This window comes from Bacteroidota bacterium, assembly GCA_030706565.1.
Lineage (GTDB): Bacteria > Bacteroidota > Bacteroidia > Bacteroidales > JAUZOH01 > JAUZOH01.
In genome coordinates this window covers 1-16581 of sequence record JAUZOH010000038.1, presented here as the reverse complement: position 1 = coordinate 16581, position 16581 = coordinate 1, and the positions used below count along the sequence as shown (strand labels likewise).

General features: G+C 38.8%; 8 protein-coding genes and 1 pseudogene. 1 reads left to right on the top strand and 8 read right to left on the bottom strand.

Going from position 1 to position 16581, the window contains the following annotated elements:
- Nucleotides 1-1022: glycoside hydrolase family 88 protein (locus Q8907_03790; protein MDP4273381.1), on the top strand; the 1022-nt coding region annotated here is incomplete at its 5' end.
- A gap of 85 nt (nucleotides 1023-1107) precedes the next feature.
- Here the strand turns inward: Q8907_03790 and Q8907_03785 are convergent.
- The 8 genes and pseudogenes from Q8907_03785 to Q8907_03750 all read right to left on the bottom strand — a co-directional run bounded on the left by Q8907_03785 (nucleotide 1108) and on the right by Q8907_03750 (nucleotide 16465).
- Nucleotides 1108-2745 carry a putative Ig domain-containing protein gene (locus Q8907_03785; GenBank protein MDP4273380.1) on the bottom strand — a complete coding sequence of 546 codons (1638 nt, stop codon included), beginning with the start codon at nucleotides 2743-2745 and terminating at the stop codon, nucleotides 1108-1110.
- Between the two features lie 178 nt (nucleotides 2746-2923).
- Nucleotides 2924-5545 carry a two-component regulator propeller domain-containing protein gene (locus Q8907_03780; GenBank protein MDP4273379.1) on the bottom strand — a complete coding sequence of 874 codons (2622 nt, stop codon included), beginning with the start codon at nucleotides 5543-5545 and terminating at the stop codon, nucleotides 2924-2926.
- Between the two features lie 291 nt (nucleotides 5546-5836).
- A complete protein-coding gene (locus Q8907_03775) occupies nucleotides 5837-8026 on the bottom strand; it encodes a glycoside hydrolase family 3 N-terminal domain-containing protein (GenBank protein MDP4273378.1) in 2190 nt (729 codons plus the stop codon).
- A 104-nt stretch (nucleotides 8027-8130) separates the two neighbouring features.
- Nucleotides 8131-9450, bottom strand: coding sequence for a glucoamylase family protein (locus Q8907_03770; protein MDP4273377.1), 1320 nt, complete (start codon nucleotides 9448-9450; stop codon nucleotides 8131-8133).
- A gap of 302 nt (nucleotides 9451-9752) precedes the next feature.
- The gene (locus Q8907_03765) at nucleotides 9753-10589 is read right to left on the bottom strand and encodes a LamG domain-containing protein (protein ID MDP4273376.1); all 837 of its coding nucleotides are present in this window, start codon (nucleotides 10587-10589) and stop codon (nucleotides 9753-9755) included.
- An 8-nt stretch (nucleotides 10590-10597) separates the two neighbouring features.
- Nucleotides 10598-11833: pseudogene (locus tag Q8907_03760) on the bottom strand (glucoamylase family protein).
- A gap of 155 nt (nucleotides 11834-11988) precedes the next feature.
- Complete coding sequence (locus Q8907_03755) at nucleotides 11989-13434, bottom strand: RagB/SusD family nutrient uptake outer membrane protein (protein ID MDP4273375.1); 1446 nt, start codon at nucleotides 13432-13434, stop codon at nucleotides 11989-11991.
- Nucleotides 13435-13444: 10 nt separating this feature from the next.
- On the bottom strand, nucleotides 13445-16465 hold the full coding sequence (locus Q8907_03750; GenBank protein ID MDP4273374.1) for a TonB-dependent receptor: 3021 nt from the start codon (nucleotides 16463-16465) through the stop codon (nucleotides 13445-13447).
- Nucleotides 16466-16581: the final 116 nt, after the last annotated feature.

Below are 16581 nucleotides of genomic sequence, written 5' to 3'. Positions count from 1 at the left end.
AGGAAATAGGTAAGCGTGTAGCCGAACATTTTTTAATTCCACCCAATCAAAACCCCGGCAAGAAGACCCCGCTTAAAAAAATTACTTATCCAGAGGTATGTACCTGGTATGGTGCGCTTACATTCGCAAAGGAAAGTAATGACAAGGAACTTGCCCAAAATCTTGCCAAACGATTTGAACCGTTTTGGGGTGTTAAAGATTCTCTTATTCCCCATCCTGTACATGTCGATTATACTGTTTTTGGCATAGTCCCACTTGAAATTTACATACAAAACAAGGATAAACGATGCCTTGAACTGGGTTTAAAATTTGCAGACAAGCAATGGGAAAAACCTGAAAGTCAGCACCTGACAAAGAATGCGGAAGATTTTGTTCAACATGGATATACCTGGCAAACCCGTTTATGGATTGATGACATGTTTATGATTACTTCCATTCAGTGCCAGGCATACCGGGCCACCGGAGACAAAAAATACATTGACCGTGCGGCAAAGGAAATGGCCATGTACCTGGATTCATTGCAACGTCCCAATGGACTTTTCTATCATGCACCCAAAACGCCATTTTACTGGGGCAGAGGTAATGGATGGGTAGCAGTCGGAATGGCTGATTTGCTTCGTTTGCTTCCAAAAGATAATATTTACCGCAAACGGATTATGAAAGGTTATCAGGCAATGATGGCCACACTGTTAAAATATCAATCCCAAGAAGGTATGTGGCGTCAACTGCTTGATGATCCCCAATCCTGGCCAGAAACATCGGGAACCGGTATGTTTACCTATGCGATGATCAACGGGGTAAAGTATGGATGGCTCGACAAAAACAAATATAGTCCTGCTGTCCGGAAAGCCTGGCTTGCACTGGTCGGTTATATCAATGATAACAATGAAATTAGAGAGGTATGTGAAGGTACCAACCAGAAGAATGACCGTCAGTATTATTTAAACCGCAAAAGGAATACAGGGGATTTGCATGGACAGGCACCTGTTTTATGGTGTGCTACAGCTTTTCTTAGAAAATAGTTCAGAACCAGTCCTAAATAATAATTAACATTATTTCAGAAAACAAAAAAACAGGTGGCCTGCACCTGTTTTTTTGTTTTTAAGGTTAGGACCTGGATGGTTTGATTTTAACCAGTAAGACTCCATGTGGTGCAACTTCTGCTTCAAATTTATTATTGAATGTTCCCAGATTTTTCTGCCTCCACAAATCACGGACAATTTGTTTTCCTGAAATCTTCAGGTCTGACCATTTAGCAGAAACAACGGCCTTATCAGTACCTTTGTTAAACAAGCCAACCGCAATAGATCCATCTTCCAAAGGCTTGGAATAAACATCAAGATCACCCTGTTGAGCAACCAGTACGGCTTGTTTTCCCAGAGGATCCTGGTCAATATCAAGCACCTCATCATTGGTTAGCAGACTGATTGTAAAATCATCCAGTTTGGCAAGGTCGCAACCAATTAAAAGGGGTGCCGACAATAAGCACCAAAGGCTGATATGTGTATATTGCTCATCAACTGTAAGTTTGGTGCAGTGTAATTTCGGTCCCCAACCTACATATCCAACCACCAACATATCAGGGTCATTAAAATGGCCCGGCCCGTTAAAAGAAGCCCATTTATCCTGATTAAATCCTATTTTAGACAAACTCTTCCAACTGTCATTTATATCTCCTGTGGTTCTCCAGCTGTTAGCCAATTCAGACCAGTTTTTGGCAAAGGCAAAAGGTGCGGAATTCGAAAGGCTGTAAATGATGTCGCGTTTTTCCTGCCTCAGGAATTTTCTCATTTCATCAACATGAAAAGTATCATTAGGGTTCCAGTCATATTTCAGGTAATCTACACCCCAGTCGTTCCATTGTTTCACATCATTTTCCACAAATGAGTATTTTCCATGCTTAAACATTACAGGCCTTCTTTTTTTCCAAATAGAATCATTGGTACCATAGCGGTAAAATTCATTATGGTTGCCGGCTTTAATCCAATCATAAGTTCCATCCTGGTTGTCGCAATATGAACCAATATGCCCGGCGTAAGTTCCAATCCACGGACCTGAATAAATACCAAATCTAAGTCCCATAGCATGTATAGAATCTGCCAATGCTTTCATGTCCGGAAATTTAGAATTCGGCTGGATCCCATTAAATTTGCCTCCCCGGATACTTTGCCAGCCATCGTCAATGTTGATATATGACCATCCATGGTTCTTCAGTCCCTTTTCAACGAAAGAATGGGCAGAACTAATCACTTTATCCTGACTTACACTTGATCCCCAACAATTCCAGCTATTCCAGCCCATAGCCGGAGTAAGCCCGATACGGTTTCCCACCACTATCCGGAACTTGCGTTTGGCAGTGCCTAATGAATTTTTGGCATATAAGGTTACTACATATTCTCCTTTTTTAACCAAGGCACCCCTTATATAACCTGTTTTACCGTCAAGTTTTAAACCCGCAGGCAAATTAACAGCCAGAAATCTCATTGGGCGTTTACCGGTTGCCGGAATTGAATAAAGGAAAGCCGAACCCGGCCGTACGCCAAACACTCTGGGCCCGTTTATACGCGGGCTCTCTGATTCTTTTGGCGTTAGAATAAAGGACCTTAATGAATCGGATAATTTTTGTTGATTTGGAATTTCATTACCCGCAGTTCCCTGCCCGAAAACCGAAAAAGGGCTAACCATTGCCAACATACAACCATTGATGGCAAAAGTCCTGATGTTTTGTTTAAATGTTCTCTTCATAAAATTAATATTAGGCATTCAATTAAAAGAAGTTTTATGTTCCAATGATAAAACAAAAAGTTCAAATATCTGGCCAATCAGGTAGAAAAATCACATCTAATCCCGCATGGATAAACAATAATTAACTATTTGGGATTGGTCAAAAGAATAATGGGAATACCCCCTTAAATTAATTGGCCTAAGAATCAGCCATTTCATTCATCAGAAATTCGGTAAGGTTTACATCATGAGATAATTGGAATTTCCGTCTTATGCGGTAACGGCTGATTTCAACCCCTCTGGTGGATATATTCAACAACCTGGCAATTTCTTTGGTCGAAAAATTCATACGCAGGTAAGAGCACAATCTTAAATCGTTGTTCGTAAGATCCGGATATTTCTCTTTAAGTTTCTTAAAAAAGCCCTGTTCGGATAGTTTTAAATTGGCCATGGCCGTTTTCCATTCCTCAGTTTGTGATTCCAAACCCTGATTAATTATGTGATCCATATTATCTACAAACTTTATCGGATACCTGGAACTAAGCGATTTGATGTCTAAAATCTGATTCTTAAGTTCGGTCAATATCTCATTTTTCTGAATCAGATAACGCATGGTAAGCATCAGTTCACTGCTTTTATGATCCAGTTCATTTTCCAATTTATTTTTCTTTACCTCATATTCAATGAGTTTCCTATGCCTGTTCAATTCGGCTTTGAAAATGGCACGTCCAAGGTAAGCAAGATACATTAATAGAATTAAATACAGGGCAATAGCAAACCAGGAGAGATACCAGGGACAGGCCACTGTAAAAGTTATAACAGCAGTCTTATTACCTTTCAGCGGCCGCAATTCAAGGGTCCACGTACCATGCGGCAAATTTAAATAGGTAAAATTATCCAATGAAGTCTCATGCCAATTATCATCAAGTCCTTTTAATCTGTAATAAAATTTCTTTTCCATATCGTCAAACCGACTTGGACAGGCAAAAAAGGCCGTCAAATTATTACAGGAATAAGGTATTTTAATTTTCTCCGGGGCCTTCAATCCACATTCAATTGTTTTATTTTTCCCTTTAAAAACAAGTCTTTGAAAAAATACTCCCCAGGGAGATACCGGTTCATGCAATGATAAATCATATGTTGAAAAAGCCTGACGATTAGGGACAAGTAAGGTTTGATCATTTAATTGAATAATAGCCAGGTCTCTTCCAGGGAGATTTGAATTTTTTTGGAAAAGGACCATTATCCTTTTTGCCTTAAAATCATTCTTGATTTTAAAAAGGGCAATCTTGTCATTATTTACAAACCAATAATAATTACGACTAAAAGGGATAATCTGTGTTGAGGATCTATATTCGCCCAGACTTTGGTTTAATTCATCAAACGAAGAAATCCGGTTATGAATATAGTCATAGGTATAAATTTTATTGGAAGTAGTAAAAACGATTCTGTTGTTGACACTAAAAACATCTACAGGAGCAGACGCAGAGGGGAAACTGGCGAAATAGGTAGAGCGTACGACTTTATCAAGATTTTCATTAAGTTCCAGTTTATAGACCCCGCGCTGATAATGAGAAGTCCAAATAAATCCCTGATAATCGGTCTCCAGGTGGCGGGTCGGTTCACTATATCCATTAATTTTTCTAAAAAAAGACCACTGTCCTTTTTTGTCCTTTTTAAAGAGGACTATTCCGGTATAGGTCCCTTCCATTAAAAGATTTTCCAAAGGCTTAATCGTCCATCCCCCGGTGATATCGGATATCTTTCTGAGAGAATTACCCATTACAGAAAAAGTACCCTCATTGTGTCCGCAAAGAATCTGATTGCCGAACTTGGCCAGACTCCATACCTGTCCCTGGCTATTGGGAATAAACCGTACATTTTCGAAATCAAATTTATGTAAATTTCCACCTATCTGAGAAACATAAAGACCATGATTAGTTCCAAGATAAATCTTGTTCTGATCTTTCAACACGGCATATATAGTTCCTAACGTTCCTGTAGTATTCGAATAGGATGTATAAGGAGAAGACAAACTGATATAATTTGTTCCCTCATCCAATCCTACCCATAAACCATTCTGCCGGTCACAAAAAAGAGATAATACAGTATTGTTATTCAAACCATTCGAATAATTATAATGGTCAACAATTTTCCCATGAACATCTGTAACAACAACACCATTTAATATGGTTCCAAAAGCATAACGGCCATCAGGGATCCTAATCCCGGCATTACAGGTATAATATTTTAGAAAATCTGATACTTCGGAATTAAAATATGAAAAACGTTTTCCATCATAGGAATATATCCCATGATTGGCTGTACAAACCAGAAAGGCATTGTTCAGGCATGGAATCACAGCATGTACTTTCGTGTGTGCAAAAATTTCACTTCCCTGAATAAAAATAAACCTTCGGCCATCAAACCAGAATAATCCCTTATCAAGTATTTGAACAACAAGTTTTTCGCCGGCACAAAACATAAAAAGCATGGTATAGGGAGCCTTAACCATCTTTACTGTCTTGTAATCATAAATATAAATTGAGGTAAAAGACTGAAAATAGATTTTCCTCTTTAAAGTACATATTTTCCAGATTTCATCGTTTCGGGGCATTTTGATTTTTCCTGAAAGACGATGATAATGAATGTTTGGCGTGCCATCATTTGACCAATAACCAAATTCCTCGAATAATCCGGTAAATATATGTCCAAAATTATCAACAAATACGGAACGTACAGTTTTCTTTTTTGGCAGGAAATAAGTATTATGACTTATTCCATTGTATTCTATTAATCCTTCAGAATTTGCAAAATACACCAATCCGTTTTTAGGATGTTGAAAAATGCTCCAATTTTGACCAGATACAGAAATCCCATCAGAGATATAACTATCAATTTCATGATGTTGCGACGATTCTGCATTCCGAGAAAATGCTACAACAATCTCGAAAAGGAGAAAAAATAGGAATAGAAAAAATCTGCTTTTCTGTGTTTTTAGCATTGAGATGAATAAAATGGTAAATGCACAATAATACAAATTTAACCTGTAACTAAATCATCTCAAAATCTAAAAAAATTTCAAATATCTAAATCAGTGCACCTGGATTTTTTAACGTATTATAAATTTAATTTTTTGTGTATCAGCAGAATTTGTTCCAATCAATAATTCATATTCACCCTTATCCGTTGTAAAACTCATATCAGAATGATAGTAACCAAGGTCCTTAGGATCAAGAATAAAGTTAACATTTAGTATTTCTCCTTTTTTCAAAAATATTTTTTTGAATCCCTTCAATTCTTCAACAGGTCTGGTAACCTCTCCCAATAAAGCATGAACATAAAGCTGAACCACTTCTTCTCCGTCATAATTACCCGAATTGACAATATTGACCGAAGCATTTATTTTTTCACCAGGATGATATTCTGATTTCTCCATGCTTATCGGCGAATAAGTAAAATGGGTATAACTCAGCCCAAAACCAAAAGGATAGAGAGGATCGTTAGGAACATCTATATATCTGGATTTATATTTATCAGCAGGATGTGAGGCATCGAATGGCCGGCCTGTATTTTTATGGTTATAAAATATAGGCACCTGACCCACCGAACGGGGAAATGTCATTGTTAATTTCCCGGAAGGACAAACATCACCGAAGAGGACATCAGCAATACCATTTCCTGCCTGAGTTCCACCAAACCATGTCTCAAGTATCGCAGGGGAAATACTGTCAAGTTCAGGAATAGCCAGGGGACGCCCATTAAAAAGTGCAACTGCAAATGGTTTTCCTATTTTTGAAATAGCCCTTGCCAGTTCAAGTTGATTTCCCGGAAGCCCGATATTAGAACGGCTTGAAGCTTCGCCGCTCATACTTCCGCTTTCTCCAAGTGCCAAAATAATATAATCTGCATCCTTAGCCACTGACAGAGCCTTGACTATATCTGAATCCTTGCCCGAAGTAACATCACAACCTTTGGCGTACATTACTTTAGTATCAACAGATACAGCATTTTTAACTCCTTCCAGAAGCGTAACACATTGATTCCATTCTCCTGCCGCCGACCAGTTACCCAGCATATCCACCTTTGAATCGGCCAATGGACCAATTACAGCAATCTTCTTAATATTTTTATTTACAGGAAGAGTCTGATTCTCATTTTTCAGCAAAACACAAGATTTAGAAACCATTTTGCGAGCGAAAGCCAAATTTCCGGGAGTCATAATCTCTGTTTTCTCCCGATTTTTGTCACAATAGCGGTAAGGATCATCAAACAATCCCAGACGGTATTTGGCAATCAGTATGTTTTTAACAGCCGAGTTCAAAGTATTCAAACTTACTTTTCCTGTATTTACAAGATCTATCAGGTTTTTCTGATAAGTTTCCCCCTGCATGTCCATATCTACTCCGGCATTTATAGCAAGTTGTGCTGCATGCTCCAAATTAGCGGCAACTCCGTGAGGGACAAGTTCATCAATACCGGTATAATCAGAAACCACAAATCCTTTAAATCCCCATTGTTTTCGCAACAAACCATTAATCAGCCATTTATTTGAAGTTGAAGGAATACCGGATATTTCATTAAAAGAAGTCATGGCACTTGCTGCTCCCGCTTCAACAGCGGCCTTGTAAGGAGGAAGGTACCATTCAAACAGGGAACGGTCTGAGATATCAACAGTATTATAATCGCGGCCTGCCTGCGGCGCGCCATAAGCAGCAAAATGTTTCACGCAGGCTATAATAGTATTGGGTTTAGACAAATCATTACCCTGGAAACCCTTTACCCTTCTTTCAGCTATACGGCATCCCAGCCAGGTATCTTCACCGGCACCTTCTGATACACGGCCCCATCTTGGATCTCTTGCAATATCAACCATTGGGGCAAATGTCCAGTTGATTCCCTCGGCTGAGGCCTCAACAGCAGCAATCCGTTCAGATTGTTCTATCATATCAAGATCCCAGCTGGCTGCCTGACCCAGGGGTATAGGGAAAATAGTTCGGTGGCCATGAATTACATCATACCCAAAAAATAAGGGAATGTGCAAGCGGGTATTCTCAACTGCAGCCTTTTGCAACCTTGTGATATAATCTACGGTATATGCATTAAATATGGCACCAACTTTGCCTTCCTTAATTAAATTAAAATAATTCTTATTGATGCTGGGACCTGTCACTGACCAATCACTTGTCAGTAGATTTAATTGTCCCACCTTCTCATCAAGAGTCATCAATTTTAATAAAGAATCGGCCTTGTAATTGTAAAATGCTTCCTGCGTAACAGGTATCTTTTTACAGGATACCATTAAAGCCAAGAAAAAAATTATTGAAAATAACCGTTTTAAAGAATTCATGCGAACCATATTTTTATTCCGTTATTTAATCTCAACTCAATATCAGAGGGAAACAATTAATTATTTCTTTGTCCCCATGCTCTGATTATTTGCTGTTTTTGTTTTTCGTTTATACTAAAACCCAGAATTTTCAAACCTTTTTGAATTTCAGGGCAGGACATGAAGAGGTTCCAGATTAAACCGCTTCGGTAATTCTCGATCATTACGATGATGGGGCCCTGATCAATGGCAAGATAATTGCCGGCATACCAATCCTTGCTTTCGGAGAAAGCATCCGTAAATCCATAGGTACCCCATATCTTATCTCCCAGATCATAATAAAAATGTCGTAAAGCTTTCATCGAATAAACGGGAGTATAAGGGAAAGAAGATAAAGCAGCAGTGGGGGTAATGACTCCCAGGTCATTTGTTGGAGAATGGGCCGAATAGTTTTCGTAATTGTCACTGGCTGTCAATCCCCAGCAATCCGGGCCATAACCTTTATATTTTTTAGGATTTTCAATACAATATTGATAATTAATAAGAGTATGATTACGGTTCAGTTCCCAGTAATTGGCATAGCTATCGCTCAAACCTCTGGGATCCAGGCCCAGAAATGAATAATGGGCAAAGAAAAGAGGGCCTCCATAAGGGAAACCCACTGCAAGTCGATAATTATAATACTTTTTACCATTAAAAAAATGGTCAGATTTTGCCCAACATTGATGATATACGGAAGGATCAATGGGATGAGTCGGAGAAGAAGCAGCAAGGACATAAGTAATAAGGCATTCATTCCAACCTTTTATCGGGAAATTCATTGCCCATTGATATTCAGGAGACCAATGCCAATATAACAGTTTTTTATTATTGGTATACCAGTTCCATTCAACACTTTTCCATAGTTTATTGATTTTTGAAACCAGCAACTTCTCATTCCTGTCATTGCCTCTAAAATACTGCCTTGCAGCAAGAAGACCCTCTACCAGATAAGCGGTTTCAACCAGATCACCTCCGTTATCAAATTTGCTGAAAGGTTTCGTTTTCCCGGTTGAGCCAAAATACCAGTGTGACCAAGCCCCATGATACCTTTGACAAGTATCCAGGAAGGAAGTAATTTTAAGTAAATGATTAACAGCTACATCTCTTTTGATAAAACCTCTGTTTACACCTACGACAATGCCCATAATACCGAAACCTGTTCCACCGGTTGTAACAACATCATTAGAATATTCATGTGTATCACTGCGCTCTACGGCCATTCCACACGCTGGATGGGCAAAATCATAAAAATATTTTAATGTTTGGCTTTCAACGCGGTTCAACAGAGCTTTATCCGACAGTTTTGTTTGATGCTGCCCATTTGCAATGCCTATCCATACCCCAAGGCCAATCATACAGGATATAACAATCTTTTTCATGAGAGAACTAAAAGTTTATATTGCTAAAAATGAATAAAAAATACTTCTTTCATATAAATTCACAGCAAAAGCCGAACTACAGGCATAATTATAAGCCTGCAAGAACTATAAATTAAATTATCATTAAAGTTTGTTAGAATAATAAATTCAAGGAAATAATTATCGATGAATCTTCATTTATTAAGATTACTTAAAAAAATGATTTGTAAAATGTCATTAACCGAAAAGAAATTTAAAAGAAGGAAAGGTATTTGGCCCTTCCTTCCTGAAGTTAAGATCTAATTACCTTCAACAGTGTTTTCGCTATCATACAATTTTTTTACCTGGGATGAAGTAAGCGCAGTGTTATAAATTCTTAAATCATCCATATCGCCAAGATAGTTACCCAACCAGGACTGAGCAGTATTGGGATTTTTACCTATATAAAAATTGGTAGCAGTAGCAGGAACAGTGATTGGACCCATCAATGCATTATTATATTTGATGGTATCTTTCATAATTTGTGCGCCATTTAAGTAGAGACCTCTGATAGAAGTGTTGCCATCATAAGTATAAACTAGATGAATCCATTTTGAAGTCGAGAATTGTACATTAGCGGTCTGACCATATTGTGTATCCAGCCAAGTAAAAACGCTTGAATTCTGGTGCATAAAGAAGCCCTTGTAACGGAGGGTATCCGTTCTGGAACTACCTTCCTGCCATAAACCATAACCGGCATTCCAGTCTATTGAAGGATCAATATAGGAAAGAATAAAACTGGTTCCTCCGGTCAATTGCTGAGCCCTTAACCATACACTCATTGTTATGCTCCCAACCTTCAAATCAGTTTTTGGCACTACAGTAACGTATGTAGTAGCACTGCCCTTGTATGCAGAATTTATATTTCCAAACCTATCGGTGGTATAGGTAACATTATGGGCAGTATCTGAATGTGCCTTTTTATCAACAACATCGCCATTGAATTTCCAATAACCTACCAGATGGGATGCAGCAATGGTATCGGCAGAATGGTCAGTTCCATTACCGCCATCGTTGTCATCACTACTTTTTTTACAACCACAAAATGCGACTACAGCGCAAAAAGATAAAACGGTAAAAATTTTAATTGTTTTCATAATTTTAATTATTTAGTTAGAGAATTATTAGTATTAAATCCCAGTTTAGACAAGCCATTTTGAATATCCGTATTTTTCATAAACACATTCCAGAGTAATCCCGAACGATAATTTTCTATCATCACAGCAATAGGGCCTTCATCAATTGCCAAATAGCTGTCGGCGTACCAATTTTTTTGCAGGTTAAAAGCATCTTTAAATCCATAAGTACCCCACAAATGATTTCCCAGATAATAATAAAAGAACCTCAATGCCTTCATACTTTCAACAGGAGTATAAGGGAAAGAAGAAAGAGCTGCCGTCGGAGTAATTGTTCCATTATCTGCACCCCAATTGTTATAGGGCGCATGAGCCTGGTAACCCACCTCCGGATCATCACTGGCTGTGAGCCCCCAGCAGGAATCAGCATAATAGCAATATTTATAAGGATTGGACACACAATAATTCAGATTAATCAAAGAATGGCTAACCACTTGTTTCCAATAGTTAGCATACTGATCTTCCAGTTTCCGGGGATCCAGCCCCAAAAACGAATAATGCTCAAAGAAGAGAGGGCCTCCATAGGCTGTTCCCAAAGGAAGAATTTGTCCGAAATAAAGCTTCCCGTTTTTAATTGATCCGTTATCAGCCCATCCATTTTCATACACTTCTTTAGTAATTGTATGAGTAGGCGAAGAAGCAGCCAGGACATATACAATAAGTGCCTCGTTCCATCCCTGTATAGGATGATTCATCTCAAAATTATAGTTTGGCGACCAATGCCAGAACAATTTATTCTGCCCATTCTGATACCACTTCCAATCAACAGCATACCAAAGCGAATCAACTATCCTTCGAAGAGAATCTTCTTTCTGATTTTGCAGGTTGAAATATTGCCTGGCGGCGATCAATCCCTGAACCAGGAATCCGGTTTCCACCAGGTCTCCTCCGTTATCCTTGGAACTAAAAGGAATAGTGTGGCCGGTATAACCGTCCATCCAGTGCGACCAGGCTCCATGATAACGATCAGCTTTCTTCAGAAAATTACAAAGATGAAGCAGACGGCCAACGGCAGTATCCCTTCCGATAAATCCGCGATTAACGCCGGCTATAATAGCCATTATACCAAAACCTGTTCCACCTGTTGTAACCGTTGTACCCGAAGAGTTCCTTTCTCTTGCCATGCCGGAAGTAGGCTCTGCAAAATCCCAAAAATACTTTATTGTCTGGCCTTGAACCAGGTCAAGCAAAGCGCTGTCAGACAAATTACCGGAAATTACCCGGCTGATTTGCACGCAGTTTTTTGTGGTATCAGTCGTCTGAGGAGAAGATTGATCGGAACAACCTTCCCTGGAACAGGCCCCAAGTATCAAAACAGAGATAAACAAATATGGAATTATTTTCAACATTGGGAAAAAAATTAATATCCGGGATTTTGTATTAAAACTCCGTTACTCAAATCAATTTGTGTTTGCGGGATAGGGAAAACTTCATTCTTCCCGGACTTGAAACCTAAAGCACCCAGTTCTTTTACGGCCTGTTTTGTACGGACAAGATCAAAAAACCTGAATTCTTCCAAAGCAAATTCAGCCCTGCGTTCGTCCCAAACATCCTGAAGGGTTGGTGAACCAATAGGATCAAGCTTTGCCCTTGCCCGGACTTCATTTAAAGGAGTAGCCGCATCCCCTCCGACGTGAAGTTTTGCTTCTGCATTCATAAGCAGGACTTCCGCATAACGGATAAATCTTATGTTATGATCAAGGGCATAATCAACAGTGTTGTACTTAAGCTGTTCGTAAACCTTATAGTTATATGCCGGATTTGGACATTTGGCATCAATAGAATCGCCCTCCTTTGTACGTGAACCACGGTACAGGATAGTAGCAGCTTTTCTAACCAGATCATTCCGGTTCTCAAAGAAATTTATCAACTTAGTGGAAGGAGTACAAAATCCCCATCCCTGTAACTTTGCAAAATTATTTCTAGGCCCCTGGTCAAAGCCATATTCACAGCGATATTTTCCCTGATCCATGGAAGTAAGCTGAAGTTCAAAAATGGATTCCGAACAATTTTCTCCTTCCACCCTGAACATCCTGTAAAAATCAGGATAAAGTGAATAAACATCGGAAGCAATAATTTTATCGGTCAAAGCCTTTACCTGATCCCACTTTTCTTCATACATACAGGTTCTGGCCAGTAATGCCTCAGCAGCGCCAACAGTAGCCCTGCCAGTCTGCTCATACGAATAAGTTTCGGGTAAATATTTTATAGCATAATTCAAATCTTTTTCAATGAATTGATAAACCTGTTGAGCAGTAGAGCGGGGGATTTTGGAAAATTCATCAGCACTTTTGGTTGTATCAGTCAGAGGGACACCTCCATAAGCAAGGTTAAGTTGCAAATACAAAAATGCCCGGATAAACTTAGTTTCAGCAATTAACTGATTTCTGGCTGTGGTATCTGCAAAATTCATTTTTTGCAAAACATTGATCGCATAATTGCAATTACTTATAACCGTATAATGGTCGTTCCAGAACGAACTAATATGTTCATTGTTTGGTTGGCAGGTAAATTTGTCAAGTTCAGCCATGGCCGGATTATCCGACTCAGTACTGCCTTTGTCAGCATCATCGGAAGCTATTTCAAACATTCCAATATATGCAAAAACGCTGACTCCATATTTTCTAAAACCGGCATAGCAGGCACTCACATACTGAAAAGCCTGATCTGCAGTTACTGTTTTCTGATAAGTTGAAGGGACAACACCTTCAACAGGTAAATCCAAATAATTTTTTGAACATCCACTAAACAGGACTAAACCCATTAAAGTGAAAATGCTTATAGCTATGAATATTGATTTTTTCATGATCTGGAATTTAAAATGTCAGATTAAAGCCTATACTATATATAGCCGACAATGGATAAGTTTGATTGTCAATGCCTGCAGAAATCGGATCGCCACCAATTTCAGGTGTATAACCGTTATAAGAAAAGAGAGTAATAGGGTTCTGAGCAGTTACATACAAACGAAGTTGTTTAATCTTTAAATTAGACAAGGTCTTCTCAGGTAAGGAATACCCCAGTTGCATACTACGGATACGGACATAACTTCCCGATTCGACATAAAAGGAATTAGAAGAAATATTTTTCCTAGTCAGGACAGCAGACGGGTAACTATTGGTTGAACCTTTGCCTGTCCAATGGTTCTTATAAAAGTCATAATCGAAATTGGCATCAGGAAAAGCATTACGATTGGCACGTTTATAATTGAATATTTTGTTGCCTGCAACTCCCTGAATCGCGAGAGAAAAATCCCAGTTTTTATAACCCAAGTTACCATTGACGCCGTAAGTAACTTTTGGTATAGGACTACCCAAAAATGTTCTGTCGCCTTCATTAATTTTATCGTCGCCATTAGTATTGGCAAATTTCAAATCACCGGCTAAAGCATCAGGCTGAAGTATTACACCATTTTTACTTTGATAATTATTTATATCCTGATCGCTTTGGAAAACCCCGGCCATCTTATATCCATAGAAAGAACCTATTGGCTTGCCTTTTACCGTTTTGGTAACAAATTCACCATTAAGAGTTATGGGACCATAAACAGTCCCCGAAAGGTTATTAATTGACAACACTTTATTTTGAACAGTAGCCACATTTGCACTTATTGAATATTTGAAATTGCCATCTGCACTTTTATCAGACCATCCCAAGACTAATTCAATACCCTGATTCTGGATTTTACCATTGTTCCCAAGAAGGCTTTCAGTCCCGGATATTCCAGAAATAGGAGCAGTAAATACAGCATTGTGGGTAATTCTCCGGTAGTAATCCATTTCCACACTCAGCCTATTCTTTAAGGTATATAATTCAAAACCTCCGTCATATTCTTCAAGCGTTTCCCATTTCAGATAGTTATTGTAAACGGTCTGGAAAGTGATTCCAGTAACCGGAGTATTTCCTCCAAAGATCCCGGTTGTCTCGGCACTAGGTTTTCCCACAATCACGGAAGAATTAGCCGGCACATTATTGTTACCCAACTCACCCCAACTTGCACGCAACTTGAGAAAATCAATCCATTTCACATCTTTCAGGAAAGGCTCTTCACTGGCAACCCAGCCGAGTCCAACAGAAGGGAAATAGCCCCAATGATCATTGTACTTTGACGATCCATCGGCCCGGATTGTAGCAATCAGTAAATATTTCGAATCATAGGTGTAATTTAACCGCGAGAAATAAGATAATACGCGGTATTTATTACCACCATCATTAGCATAACGGTCGTTATCATCACCTGTAGTAAGATATAAAGTTGCATTGGAAACATCAGGAACATTATAACTCAAGCCATTCAAAAAATTATCATAATAATCCTGTAAAGAGCTACCAGCCATGAATTTGAATTCGTTTTTCTCTATAATCTTTCTATACTCCAAGGTATTATCCCACATAAAATTTCTGCGGAAAGTATTTGTTTTGTTCAGGTTTGATGTTGTATTATTTTGAATTCCCGAGACATAGAAAACAGGAGTATAATTACGCTCCATATTATAATAGATATCCGATCCCAAACTTGACTTAAAAGTGAAATCCTTAAGAAATTTGACATTCACATAAGTGCTTGGAATAATAGAATAAGCTTCCTGTTTATCATTATAATAATATACGCTGGCCAAGGGATTGGCAAAAGATCCTGAAAATCCAAGGGCAGTTGGATCCGACCATTTGCCGTCGGCCGCATGCGGAGCATAAGCAGGAGGGGTTACATAAGCCTGAAAAAAAGCATAGTTATAACCCGGCGTATTATTCGTTTTAGAAAAGATGAGGTTATACCCTGCACTAAAATTTTTCGTAAAGTCGTAATCGTTTTTTGCCCTGAAGTTCAACCGTTCAAAATTGTTGTTGTTGCCGGAGTTGCCTGTTTTAATAATACCATTCTGATTGAAATAACTGATACCATAAGTGTATGAAGATTTATCACTTCCTCCACTGACACTCAGTTCATAGTTGTTAATGACAGGATTCCGGGTAAGTTTGTCGTACCATTGGGTACTAGCCGTATAATCACTCGGATTAAATGTACTGCCGGCTCCTGTTAAACCTGTACGTTGGTTCAGCAAGTCCAAATACTGGTTTGTATTAGCCATCTTCAGGATATTGGTAGGATGCTGAATACCAGTATAAGCCGAAAAAGAAAATTCAGGTGCTCCTTTTTTACCTTTCTTGGTAGTAACCAGGATAACGCCGTTAGCAGCCTGAACACCGTAAATAGCACCCGCTGAAGCATCTTTCAGGACAGTGATGGATTCGATATCATTATTACTCAGGAAACTGATATTCTTCACAATCGTTCCATCCACTACATATAAAGGACCGGAACCTGCTTCCATAGCAGTAGACAGTCCTCTGATACGTATCTGCGGATCACTACCGGGTTCACCACTATTGGTTACCACCATACCAGCCACCTTACCTTGCAATGCCTGTGCAGGATTTGAAGTAGTCTGACTGATAATATCCGAACTCTTAACTGTCTGAATAGGTGCTGTTAAATCCTTGACTTTGGCTGATCCGAAGCCCACAACAACCACCTCATTTAAGCTCTTGACCTGAGAACTCAATTTGACATCAATGACTGTCTGTTTCCCAACCGGTATTTCTTGGGAAATCATACCAATCATAGAAAACACCAAAACATCAGAGGATGAAACCGTAATAGAATAGTTTCCATCCATATCACATACTGTCCCCTGAGTTTTCCCCTTTACAAGGACGGACACTCCAGGTAAAGGCAGATTTTCATCATCTATTATTTTCCCTTTCACAACCTGCTGGGCGAAAAGAGATGAAAAAGAAACAAATGCCGTAATTAATAATATGTATAGTTTTTTCATCTTTTAATTATATTAGGTTAATATTATTTCCGGCTAATTACCCGGGAATATTTTACCTGTTTGAATATAAAGCTAAGGTTAAAGTCAGAAGGCCGGAAAAATTCAACTTATGTTTT

Bases quoted from the DNA above. Each gene is read 5' to 3' on its own strand.
- Q8907_03770 (MDP4273377.1), bottom strand. From the start codon at position 9,450: ATGATTGGCCTTGGGGTATGGATAGGCATTGCAAATGGGCAGCATCAA.
- Q8907_03765 (MDP4273376.1), bottom strand. From the start codon at position 10,589: ATGAAAACAATTAAAATTTTTACCGTTTTATCTTTTTGCGCTGTAGTC.
- Q8907_03785 (MDP4273380.1), bottom strand. From the start codon at position 2,745: ATGAAGAGAACATTTAAACAAAACATCAGGACTTTTGCCATCAATGGT.
- Q8907_03775 (MDP4273378.1), bottom strand. From the start codon at position 8,026: ATGGTATCCTGTAAAAAGATACCTGTTACGCAGGAAGCATTTTACAAT.
- Q8907_03755 (MDP4273375.1), bottom strand. From the start codon at position 13,434: ATGAAAAAATCAATATTCATAGCTATAAGCATTTTCACTTTAATGGGT.
- Q8907_03750 (MDP4273374.1), bottom strand. From the start codon at position 16,465: ATGAAAAAACTATACATATTATTAATTACGGCATTTGTTTCTTTTTCA.